The sequence below is a fragment of the Burkholderia sp. 4M9327F10 genome (genome assembly GCF_005503145.1).
In the GTDB taxonomy this organism is placed as follows: Bacteria; Pseudomonadota; Gammaproteobacteria; order Burkholderiales; family Burkholderiaceae; genus Paraburkholderia.
The window spans coordinates 87,191-96,751 of sequence record NZ_SCNV01000032.1 but is presented as its reverse complement, the minus strand read 5'-3'; the positions used below and the strand labels follow the sequence as shown (position 1 = coordinate 96,751).

The window sequence follows — 9,561 nt, the reverse complement described above, 5'->3', positions numbered from 1 at the left end:
ACGTCGATCACTCCGTTCCCCCGCCCGTTGCCGAGCAGGTCAGTGTTCTACGTGGGTCAATATTCGATGCAAATTACTGCGTAGGGTGGGTCAGGATTCCGCGCAAATCAACACCCGGGCACGATTCTGACCGAACTCGTGGCGAATTCCATAATGTCGAGTGATGTTGCTCGCCGAAACATTCTTGCGAGAACACCGATTGGTCGCTGTGGTGAGCCGTCGGAAGTCGCCAGCGTGGTGTCCTTCCTAGCCAGCGATGACGCATCGTACATCATGGGTCAGACCGTCTACATCGACGGCGGCCGCAGCATCGTGAACTATATGGTGCCGGTAAAAGAGTAAGGCCTTCTCGGCGCTCTGCGGATAGTGTCATCGCAAGCTAAGCGCCACGTCACGCTGCCTGGGGCGTAGCTTCAGGCAGCGTCCACATCGGGCATGTCCATCGGACGTAGGCGATCAATCATCGACGCCTCGTTGGTGCTGGAACCGTCTACTGCTGTAGTGGTTGCGAGGCAAGGATCATGCGCTGCTCTGGGGCTGGCGAAAACGAGAACGGGGGATTTCTGCGGTCGCAGTAATTTCGATCAGCAATTCCGGATGGTACAGACGCTCGATCTGAACGGTCGTCGTGACGGGATAAGAGGCAGAAAAGAATTCTTTGCGGATGTCTCCGGTAGTCATGAAAGCCTCGATGTCGGTTGCGTAATGGACGAGCGAAATCACATCGGCCATCTGTCCGCCCATCGCCTCAAGAACATCTCGAATATTCTCCAGGGTTTTCCGAACCTGAGCACGCATGTTGTCCTGTCCGACAATCTGTCCTTGTCGATCGAGTGACACCTGCCCCTTCAGATGAACGATCTGTCCTTCGCCTTGGATGACGGCCATCGAGAATGCACCGAAGGGCGACCAAATCTTGCTCGGATTTACCCCGTTGACCATTTCAAAGCTCCTTCGTCGGTTCTTCGTGCGTCAATCCTGGCATGGCCCAAGGCAGCAGTAAAGTGTAGTAGTGTGCGGTCGTTGCGCGCGGCAGTTTAACGAACATCCAAGCGATATCGCAAGGCCTTGCCGAGTAGACTTGACAGCACGACAGTCGGCAAATACTCGACCATCATGCGTTCGATGACGGCGAGCACGCGGGCACCATATCGCGCACGCAGCGGCTGCCGACGTTCAGGCGCCCACTTCGCGCTCCACGCCTCAGAGGTGCCGAAATCACTTGGCCGTCAAAGCCGCGCCTCTTTTCATACCGGGGCTCGTGAAAGATTAAAAAAAATGCGACAAGTCGCGTCGGCGTGCACCGTAGGATTCGAGCGAGCAGCGGAAAGCTCGTTGCACGGGGTAAATGCGTGCGCAGATTTTAAGCCACTAGGCGGATGGTGATTGGTGCTGTTGGGAATTCAGCGCTTCGGCGGCGAGAGTGTGCGGCTCAGACTCGACCGGGAGCGAAAGAGCTCCACGATCAAAGTCTGCTTACCCTTGCGGAGCGCACGTGCTATCAAAACATATGTGCGAGAACAGAGCCTGCTTCATAGTAGCCCGCCCGGACACCGCGTAGGGAGGGCAGTTCAGGCTCCGTCTTGTCGAGCGGCAGGGGCTGCAGGCTCGGGTTCAGTATGCGTCCCGCCATAATCTTCCCGAACATCGTACCGGTACCGATTCCTCGACCGTTGTATCCGTGGAAGCTGATAACGCGTTCGGCCAGCTCGTGATAGCGCGGCAAATGAGACGTCGTCATCGCGATACGACCAAACCACTCGTTCTCGAACTTGACGTTACGCAGCTCTGGGTACATCTGCTCGAGCATCCGCTTAGCGTAGCGAGAGTGCACGCTAGTGCCGACGTTGCGAAGGGCACCCAAGCTTCCGAATATGAGGCGACCCGCTGCGTCCGTCCGCAACGAGGTAATGACCGTACGGGTGCAGATCAAACCCTCGCCGTTACCCAGAACGCGACGCTTGAGTTCTGAAGGCATAGGAGCCGTCGCGCACTGAAAGTAGGACAGGGGAATGAATTCGGATTGCAGCGCCGGCCAAAGCGAGCCAGAGTACGCGTTTGTGGCAACGACAACCCAGTCGGCAGAAACCGATCCCGAATCCGTCGACAACTTCCACTGGTTACCAACTCGCGTTGCGCTCTTGACTTCGCTGCCGGTGTAAAGCTGTGCTCCAAGCCTGGTCGCGACGATCGCAAGTCCACGCGTATAAGACAGGGGCTGAATCGTTCCGGCGCGTTCATCCAGGAGCGCTCCTGAGAAGGAACTACAACCAGTGCGACGCGCCGTTTCCTGCGCATCCAGAAGACGAACCGGTGCGCCTCGCCGACGCCATTGTTCTTCACGGTCCCGAATCTCTTCAAGGCCGCTGGATCCGACTGCGCAATGCAGCGTACCCTTGTGAACCGCTTCACATTCAATTCCATGGCGCTCGATGAGATCGAATACCAGGCGCGGTGCTGCGCCCAATACATCGATTAGGCGCTCGCCCGCTTCTAGCCCAAGCACTGAGCAGATATCGTCCGGCTTGACCCACATACCGGGGTTAACGAGGCCTACGTTTCTCCCTGACCCACCGAAACCGACCTTGTTGGATTCGAGCACTACGACCTTCGCGCCTTGCGCGGCGAGGTGGAGCGCAGTCGAAAGACCGGTGATGCCTCCACCGATTACAGCAACGTCGGCCGTCAGTTCATTGGTCAATCGAGGAGCGACGGGAGCACTGATTGCCGTCCGCTCCCAGAGGCCATGCGTGTTGTTGTCATTGAGCATGACTGAAAATCTCCTTGATGTTCAACGTACCAACAATAACGGTACATATTTCACGATCAAAGAGACAAATTAGTACGATGTCATGTCGAGTAGGAATGGCCCCATACAACGCAAGCAGACATCTGATGGAAACGCAATATCATTCGCTTGAAGAGTCACCGTGGCGCTTGCGGGCGCGCTCCGGATAGGGGTCCGGGCCACGCTCATGGAGATAGGTTTGCTCGGTGTTGGCCTCCTTGGCTAGCCACTCACGAAATTGGATCATCGTTGGGTTGTCGCGGCGGTTGTGGGGCCATACGAGATGGTATGAATTGTCGGAAGGCGTCGCCTTGTCAAACAGAGGAATGAGCTCTCCTCTTGTCACTTCGTCCTGGAAAAGGAAAGTTGGAAGCAGGGCAACGCCGAGGCCGGCTCGCGCAGCAGATGCCATCGCGTCGAATTGGTCGAAGAGTGGGCCGTTTACGGAATCGTAAAAAACGCCATTGGCAAGGAACCACCGTTCCCAAGCGTCGGGGCGAGTACGTAGGATCAGAAGCGGTGCCGAGAGTAGATCTTCCGGAGCATTGACGCTGTGGTTATTCAAAAATGATTGGCTTGCGAGCGGCGCTACCGCCTCACCCATTAGAGGGAGCGATTCTGCGCCCATCCAGGCGGGGTGCCCGAAGTGTATTGCAGCGTCGAACGGCTCCGCCTCGAACTCGAAAGGCTTCGTGCGTGTAGAAAAATTGATGATGACGTCAGGGTGTTGCGCAAAAAACGTCGGCAGCCGCGGTATCAACCATCGAGCTGCGAAGGAGGGAAGCACGGCTAAGTTGAGCGAGGTCGCTTTAGGGCTCGCCCTGATAGCCATCGAGGCGTCCCCGATGTGTTTCAGCGCTTCCCGAATCTCCCGGGCGTAGCTCAGACCCGCCTCAGTGAGCTTGACGTTCTGACGCTCCCGTACGAAGAGATCGGCTCCTAGTCGTTCCTCTAGAGCGCGAACTTGACGGCTGATCGCGCTCTGGGTCAGATTGAGTTCGATACCTGCCTGGGTGAAGCTTCCAGTGCGCGCTGCGGATTCGAATGCAGCAAGCATCGCTGTTGGGGGGAGAAACCTTCTTGGAATAGCCATACAGACCCTTGGCGCAGTGGCGATAGTTAGCGATGGGGAAGGATCAAATATCGCTCAAGGGCGACGCGGTAGCAAGGGGGGGGGGACTACCGGTCGCCCCACAGATGCGGCTACGTCATTTCGGGTTGATTACGTCCAGCGGGACCCAGGCGCCTTGCTCGCATTTGTAGACCGTGACGACTGCGTCGCGCAGGTCGCCGTACTTGTCATAGGAAAAGTGATCGGTCGTGACGCCTTTCATATCAATCTGGGCGAGCTTGGGAAGGTAGACGTTTGGATCCGAAGAATTGGCCTCCGTCATCGCAGTCATCATCGCGGTCGCGCCATCGTAACTGTACGGCGCGTAGGTCGTCGGCTTTGTTCCGAACTTGGCTTCATATCTCTTCGTGAAGCCGGCGCCACCAGGCATCTTCTCCAGCGGAAGTCCCGCCAGTGACACGATTGCACCCTCCGAAGCTTGACCTGCAACCTTGATGAAGTTGTCCGTCTTCGACATCTCACCGGATGCGAAGGTTGCCGTCATCGCCAGACTTCTTGCCTGTTTAAGCATCGGAGCAGACTGCGTATCGGCACCTGCGTAGTAGACGAAATCCGGGTTCTTCCCCTTGAGCAAGGTGAGGATCGACTTGAAGTCGGTCGATTTGTCGGTGGTGAACTGATGGTCGATGATGTTGCCGCCGGCCGCTTTGACGGCTTTTTCGAACTCCTCCGCAAGGCCTTGGCCGTATGCAGTCCGGTCGTCGACGATAGCGATTCGCTTCGCGTGCAGCTTGTTGACGACGTATTGCCCCATGACGCTGCCTTGCTGTGTATCGGACGTCATCATACGGAACGTGGTTTTGAATCCCTGCCGCGTGTATGTCGGAGCGGTGGCCACCGAAACTTCAGGGATGCCGGCTCGATTGTAGATTGCGGAAGCAGGGATAGTGACACCAGAATTGAAGTGACCCACCATCCCCTTGATGCCATCGTCAACCAGCCGCTGTGCCACGATGGTTCCTGTTTTCGGATCTCCTTGGTCGTCTTCCTTGTCCAGGACAAACGTTGTGATCTTGCCGTCTACTTTCGGGTGGGTCGCATTGAAGTCCTCAATCGCGAGCAAGACGCCTGATTCATAGTCCTTCCCATACTGCGCCTGAGGCCCAGTCATGGGTGCCGAGAACCCAAGTTTTACGGTTTGCGATTGCGCTTCGGCGGCGGGACTGCAAGCGATAGAGATAGCGGCTCCCACGCTTACCAGGAGCAATTTCGAGGTCTCACTTTTCATAGCATCATCCTTCGTACATTCATCATGAGCAGGTAAGCCACGATGCAGTCGTCGTCTGTAGTTCGTCGTGTTCACTGCATCTGGAGCAATCAATTTCGACTTGATGTGGTGTGTGGTCTCCTCGCGATATGACGAGACGAACTCGTCGTTGGAGATGTAGGCTAAGTTTTCATAAATTGGCTTGAAATCGATATTTTGGTATCAGGTCATGATTGTTCGGAATGAGCGCCTGAGCGACGCTGTGGAACGGGACCTAGCCTCTCTAGCGGTAACTTATTTGGAGATTCGTGGTTTTCTCTGGACAGCCCGCGGCGGTTGATTTGGCGCGCCGCGGATCGGGAAGGACGCGTTGAACTGTGGCCGGCGCAGGGGATTCGGAGGCGTCCGGAGGCAATCCTCGACCCTTCGTGAAGAGAGGGATTCCAGAAACTCATGACCTCCGGAGTTATTGACGCTTTACTGCTCAGATATGGCTTTTGATAATTCGATAACGAGGCCCGAAAAGACGCGCCGTAACGCACTCCTAATTCGCAGCGCTAGCAGTTGCGGACGTTTCCGCAAGGGTGAGGGGGCGCACAACAGTGACGTTCTCAACGAACAACACGTGACCGGTGAATACTCGGGTTAATCCCTATGCCTACGTAATCGAGATCATCTTGAGCGAAATTCAAAAGCAATTGGAATCCCTCGGGTTCGTGCTACCCCAGGTCAAGCGCGGTCCCGCAACCTTTGAGCCGTTCTCGATCGTTGGGAATCTGCTGTTCCTGTCTGGACAGGGAGCTCGTAACGCAGACAACACGCTGCGGAAGGGAAAACTAGGGGCGACATACAGCGTAGAAGAGGGCGCTGAGGATGCCAAAACTATCGGTCTTCAGCTCCTTGCGACCGCTCAGGCTGCATTGGGCGACTTGGAAAAGATTGCGCAAGTCGTGAAGATTCATGGCATGGTCAACGCAACCCCTGATTTCGTCGACCACCCCAAGGTAATTGACGCTTGCTCTCGACTATATTGCGAGGTGTTTGGCGAGCGCGGCAAGCATTCTAGAACCGCGATGGGAGCTGGATCACTGCCCGGCGGTATCGCGGTTGAGATCGAAGCAATCTTCGCTTTGAAATAGGATGGGCAGGACGATCCTGCACCACCTTTAAAAAGACAATGCCAAATCTGGAGGAAGTTATGGATACTAGCCGGTCTGACAATACGGTTGTAGTTCAAGCCGATCACTTCGTTGATGGCGCTACGGGTGCGGTAGTGCCGCCGATTCATCAGTCGACAACGTTTACTCGCGATGACGAATATGAGCTTATCGGCGGGATTCGCTACGGTCGTTATGGGAATCCGAGTTGGACTCACGTCGAGCAGATGCTTGCAAAGCTTGACAACGGCGCGGACGCAAAGATTTTTGGCTCAGGACTCGCCGCTTGCACCGCATTGCTCGAAACCGTGAAGTCCGGGGAGCACATCCTCGCACCGCAGGTGATGTACCACGGTGCGCAAAAGTGGATGCGAAGAATTGCGGAACGCCGAGGTATCGAACTCAGCTTCTTCGATCAAACGGTGCCGGGCGCACTTCAGGAAGCTATTCGTCCGAACACCGCCGTTCTGTGGATTGAGCCTTCGGTAAACCCCACGTGGGACATCATTGACATCGCAGATGCAGCCGACGCTGTTCATGCGGTTGGCGGCATTCTCTGTGTTGACGGAAGCGTTTGTCCTCCGGCGACATCGAAGCCGCTCAACTTGGGCGCAGACATCGTTTTTCACTCGGTCTCTAAGTATCTCAATGGTCACAGCGATGTTCTTGGTGGCGTGTTGATTACCAAGAAACTCAACGAGCGATGGGAAGAAATCGGTTTGATCCGAAATCTTTCTGGGGGAGTGCTAGGGAGCTTTGAAACGTGGCTCCTCATCCGGGGGATGCGTACTCTGTTCGTTCGTTTTGAGCGGGCATCGAGCAACGCACTCGCGATTGCCCAACACTTCAGCAATCATCCGTTGGTCGAGCGCGTACTGTATCCTGGTCTTGAGAGCCATCCCAATCACTCTGTTGCAAAAATGCAGATGACGAACGGCTTCGGCGGAATGCTCTCGATACTGGTTAAAGGCAATGCAGAGCAAGCACGAAAGGTGTGCTGTGCTCTCAAAGTGATTTTGATCGGCGCGTCGCTTGGTGGAGTGGAGAGCCTCGTGGAGCACCGCGCGTCCGTGGAAGGCCCCGATAGCGTCGTCCCGAAGAACCTCATTCGTTTTTCGATTGGGATTGAATCGGTGGATGAGTTGATTGCCGATATTGAGCAGGCGTTGGACGCAGTACTCTGACTGTGCGCAGCCACGTGGTGCGGAGAGGGACCCGGGCGCTTGTGCCCAGGTCCCCTTGTAGCAATGACTGTCAGTCGCGCTTGGCGATACTTGCTGGGGCGTTCGCGTGATGAAAGTCCGATCCGATGTCGCGAATGTCGGCAACCAGAACGTCGAGCGCCTGCTGACTTACGTGAACGGTCGATGGGGAGCGGACCGCGTGGGAGCAATGGTCCGTGTTCCACCCGACCTTAAGACGTTCATCTGTGGAAGCGTTACTAGGGCGGAGATTGCCTGCGCCTTTCGATTGGCTTTGTTCGATCGGTATGTTGCGCGATCCGAGTTTGGTTTTCTGCCGACGCAACGAGCTATCGGGGCAGGAAAGCGTGTTCGTCTCGATCTGATAGAAGTGGAATCTCTCATCCCGCCAATTGAAGGCAGCGAGTTTGAATATGGGCAGATCTTTTGGCGTTTCCTGAGTTCCATTGGTTTTCGCTTGAGCCGGGACTCCGTATCTGATGCGCCCAAATCCTTGAAGGCTCGATATCGCATTATTTGGCAGCAGCAGTGCTTCGCGTGGTTTTTGGTTAATGTTCGGTCGGGTGGGACGCATGCCCAGATGACCGGACGCAAGGCCGGTGATGACCCTGTGGTTCAAAAACAGCCGACCGCCGCTATCTATGAGACCTCCTTGACCCATCTCCACGAGCTTGGCGTGCTGCCGGTTGAAGATGCGGAGTATCTCTTGCATGCGGTACTTGAGCTTCTTGCTTCACCCCCTGGGTCATTCAGCGCAGGATGCGGCAAACAACCTTGCGTCGAAAGCGCAACCATTGCTGAGCGAGCCTATGAAATCACAAATGTGGCTGGCGATGTCTTGGATACTCGTGTCCCCGACTACCAGGTTGAATCTTTGGACGAATTCAGAAGCTTGAGCGGCTCTATGCATGCTTGGACGCCACGAGGCGAATGTTAGAAATTGGACAAGGAAAGAACCTGAAGGCGGCCTTCTAGAAGCGCGAGTCCGCCTGTAAAGATGTGGGTGGGCGCGGCCGAAACTGAGGAGGACGCGTGCCAACTGCTGCTGGTCCGACCTGAGATTGGCGTCCTCGGACCAATGAGATGTATTAGCCGGGACTCCGGAAACGGTTGCTCCGGGCTCGAAGGTCTCGCGCACTATCGCAAGCTTCTCCTCGACAGAGCGCCGCCGGCACTGCTCGGGCTGGGTCAAAACTTCAATAGGTTCCACGTTAGAGCTAGGCTTAAACGTAGGCGTAACACCACCTCAAAGTTTAAGCGTTACCTCGTGTCCGGTTTTCACGGGGGTCGGCCCATAAATGCCGGGTTCTATGCTAGCGCGCTCGAACCTCTACCGTTGCCGTGCGCGGCGATTTCATTTCATCAGTCGCGAGACGAGGCAGACGTAGGCAAAGAAAAACGTTCGAGGGGCAGGCCTGATGGCGAACTCGGCGCTGCGGGACCGTCGGCGGCAGGCATGGCCCAGCGACGGAGTAATCGCAGACCGCCTTGGTTGGGACAACGCAAATCGGCTAGGTTCGACCGTGACAGTTTGCGATCAGGTCGCAATGGCAGAGAGCGTTCGCCCGCGCGTCAAGCTAGCGCCGCCGTTGGGGGCGCCCGGTCGCCGAGCCTGTTTCTGTGCCGTCCGGGCCAATCCGGGCGCCGCGGCTCGCGTCCGGCGCGATGGTGCGGTGAAAGCGTTGGCACGAATGGTTCAGTCTCGGAAACGGCCGACGTACCTAGGTTCGACCGACTATCGCTTTTAGAACGGCCGAGAGCGCGCGTTGGACAAGGGGCCCGACCGTTATGGAAGCGATTTTTTGAATTTGGAGGCTATAGTAAAAACAGATACTTAGCGAGGGCTGTCTCGACCGAGTATATTTTTTGCGATCACAGGTCGACTGCAACTGAACAGCAACACGCGTTCACTCAAACCGCCGGAAAGCCGCCGCTCCCCGCATTTCGCTCAAACGGATACTTTTCCCCGGTTGCCGGAGGCCGGTGCGTAGCAGTCTTCGGGAAACCTGGTCGAGGCCTGAAGATGATCCTTAGCAAAGCCGTTGCTAGGCCAAGGTAGCCGAAAGCGGTCAGTT

Annotated in this window: 7 protein-coding genes and 2 pseudogenes; 4 read left to right on the top strand and 5 right to left on the bottom strand. The window is 56.2% G+C overall.

Features of this window, described 5'->3' with window-relative positions; all coding sequences use genetic code 11:
* Positions 1–111: 111 nt before the first annotated feature.
* A pseudogene (locus FFS45_RS25470) lies at positions 112–342 on the top strand (SDR family oxidoreductase); the annotation flags it as partial.
* Between the two features lie 177 nt (positions 343–519).
* On the opposite strand, the gene FFS45_RS25465 reads toward FFS45_RS25470, so the two are convergent.
* From FFS45_RS25465 to FFS45_RS25445, 5 genes and pseudogenes are all read right to left on the bottom strand, one after another.
* Positions 520–942, bottom strand: a complete 423-nt coding sequence (locus tag FFS45_RS25465; protein WP_137957403.1) for a RidA family protein — start codon at positions 940–942, stop codon at positions 520–522.
* A 1-nt stretch (position 943) separates the two neighbouring features.
* A pseudogene (locus tag FFS45_RS42455) lies at positions 944–1,208 on the bottom strand (hypothetical protein); the annotation flags it as partial.
* Positions 1,209–1,501: 293 nt separating this feature from the next.
* Entirely contained in the window at positions 1,502–2,770 is a 1,269-nt protein-coding gene (locus FFS45_RS25455; protein ID WP_137957402.1) for an FAD-binding oxidoreductase, read from the bottom strand.
* 139 nt (positions 2,771–2,909) lie between these two features.
* A complete protein-coding gene (locus FFS45_RS25450) occupies positions 2,910–3,845 on the bottom strand; it encodes a LysR family transcriptional regulator (protein ID WP_249362921.1) in 936 nt (311 codons plus the stop codon).
* Between the two features lie 151 nt (positions 3,846–3,996).
* Positions 3,997–5,148 (bottom strand): branched-chain amino acid ABC transporter substrate-binding protein, encoded by a 1,152-nt coding sequence (locus FFS45_RS25445; RefSeq protein WP_137957400.1) that lies wholly within the window; start codon positions 5,146–5,148, stop codon positions 3,997–3,999.
* 656 nt (positions 5,149–5,804) lie between these two features.
* Between FFS45_RS25445 and FFS45_RS25440 the strand changes: the two genes are divergently transcribed.
* From FFS45_RS25440 to FFS45_RS41850, 3 genes are all read left to right on the top strand, one after another.
* Positions 5,805–6,266, top strand: coding sequence for a RidA family protein (locus FFS45_RS25440; RefSeq protein WP_137957399.1), 462 nt, complete (start codon positions 5,805–5,807; stop codon positions 6,264–6,266).
* A gap of 59 nt (positions 6,267–6,325) precedes the next feature.
* The gene (locus FFS45_RS25435) at positions 6,326–7,468 is read left to right on the top strand and encodes an aminotransferase class I/II-fold pyridoxal phosphate-dependent enzyme (protein ID WP_137957398.1); all 1,143 of its coding nucleotides are present in this window, start codon (positions 6,326–6,328) and stop codon (positions 7,466–7,468) included.
* A 109-nt stretch (positions 7,469–7,577) separates the two neighbouring features.
* Positions 7,578–8,423: a hypothetical protein gene (locus FFS45_RS41850; protein WP_171029743.1), complete on the top strand. Its 846-nt coding sequence runs from the start codon at positions 7,578–7,580 to the stop codon at positions 8,421–8,423.
* Positions 8,424–9,561 lie beyond the last annotated feature (1,138 nt).

Excerpts from the sequence above, each read along its gene's own strand:
- FFS45_RS25450 (WP_249362921.1), bottom strand. The coding sequence starts at position 3,845 with ATGCTTGCTGCATTCGAATCCGCAGCGCGCACTGGAAGCTTCACCCAG.
- FFS45_RS25465 (WP_137957403.1), bottom strand. The coding sequence starts at position 942 with ATGGTCAACGGGGTAAATCCGAGCAAGATTTGGTCGCCCTTCGGTGCA.
- FFS45_RS41850 (WP_171029743.1), top strand. The coding sequence starts at position 7,578 with ATGAAAGTCCGATCCGATGTCGCGAATGTCGGCAACCAGAACGTCGAG.
- FFS45_RS25445 (WP_137957400.1), bottom strand. The coding sequence starts at position 5,148 with ATGAAAAGTGAGACCTCGAAATTGCTCCTGGTAAGCGTGGGAGCCGCT.
- FFS45_RS25455 (WP_137957402.1), bottom strand. The coding sequence starts at position 2,770 with ATGCTCAATGACAACAACACGCATGGCCTCTGGGAGCGGACGGCAATC.
- FFS45_RS25435 (WP_137957398.1), top strand. The coding sequence starts at position 6,326 with ATGGATACTAGCCGGTCTGACAATACGGTTGTAGTTCAAGCCGATCAC.